General features: G+C 57.4%; 2 protein-coding genes. Both read right to left on the reverse strand.

Features of this window, described 5'->3' with window-relative positions; translation table 11 throughout:
• The coding region (locus NKI88_RS31675) for an ABC transporter permease (RefSeq protein ID WP_352659329.1) at nucleotides 1–644 on the reverse strand (644 nt) is incomplete at its 3' end.
• Between the two features lies 1 nt (nucleotide 645).
• The coding region (locus tag NKI88_RS31680; protein WP_352659331.1) for an ABC transporter permease at nucleotides 646–1,451 on the reverse strand (806 nt) is incomplete at its 5' end.

Genomic DNA, 1,451 nt, shown 5'->3' on the forward strand with positions numbered 1-1,451 from the left:
GCGCCCTGCACCATGAGCGGCGGAAGGGTACTTGGCATGATGTGCCGCCAAAGCACCTTCGGCAGGCGTGCGCCACCGCAAATTGCGGCCTCCACATAGGGACGCTCCCGAACAGCCAGGACAACCGAGCGAACCAACCGCGTGACGCTCGGCAGCTGAGGGATGACAATGGCGACGATAAGGATGCCCATCCCCGGTCCGGTCAGAGAAATGAGCGCAATCGCCAGCAGAATCGTCGGGATCGACATGAGGCCGTCCATGACCCGCATGACGACATTGTCAAAGCTACGGTTGTAGCCTGCAAGTACACCGATCAGGAGACCACCCAGAGCGGCAGCTGCCGCCGCCGACAATCCTACCATGAGAGAGATCCTTGCCCCGAACACCGTTCGTGCAAAGACGTCGCGGCCAAGATTGTCGCTTCCGAACCACATCGCCATGGAAGGTGGCTGAAGCCGTTTGAATGGATCCATGCTCACCGGATCGCCGGCGTAAAGCGGGGCAGCGAGTGCCAGAAGGATCAAGAGCGCCAAGATGCCGCCGCCTACAAAAACCAGCGGATGCCTTCTTGCGAGACGGGGAAGGCCTGATATTCGCAGCCGGCCCATCGGCACGGTTTCAACTGGTGCGGAAAGAAGGGTCATATCAGTACCGGATGCGTGGATCGATCAGCGTATAAGCCAGATCGACCGCGAGGTTGATAAGGACGTAAAGACCCGAAACAAGGATAAGCACGCCTTGAATGATGGGATAGTCGCGGTTGTTGATCGCATCGACGACCAGGCGACCGACACCGGGTATGTTGAACACCGTTTCCGTGATGACGACGCCGGAGATCAGATACGCCACACTCATGCCGATGACGGTCAGGATTGGGACACCGGCATTCTTCAAAGCATGGTGGAAGAGCATGGAATATGACGAGGCGCCCTTGGCTGCGGCCGTCCGCATATAATCTTCCGACAGAACTTCGAGCATACTCGTGCGTACAATTCGTGCAAAGTATGCGACATAGGGAAAGCTTAAAGCCAATGTAGGCAGGATCAGGTGCACAAACCAAGGCCCTAAGCCATGGTCAAGAGGCTCGTATCCCTGAACCGGCAGCCAGTGCATGCTGATGGCTAGAAAGTATATCAGAACATAACCGAAGACAAACACCGGGACGGAAAAACCAAGTGCCGCAAAGGCGGTGAGGAAACGGTCAATGAAGCCGCCAGTTCGCCAGGCGGCAAGGATGCCGAATGAGATCCCGACCGTCACCGAAAGGCTCAGCGTCAGGATCGACAGGGAAATGGTTGGCTCGAGCCGCTGAGAGATCAGTTGGAGAACCGGGTATCCAGTAAAAATTGAAGTCCCGAAGTCGCCGCTGACGATGCTGAGCGCCCAGTGAACGAACTGAACCGGCATCGGCTGGTTAAGCCCCAGCTGCTCGCGGATGCCGGCGACCATCT

The sequence above is a fragment of the Mesorhizobium sp. M0317 genome, assembly GCF_040321555.1.
Taxonomy (GTDB): domain Bacteria; phylum Pseudomonadota; class Alphaproteobacteria; order Rhizobiales; family Rhizobiaceae; genus Mesorhizobium.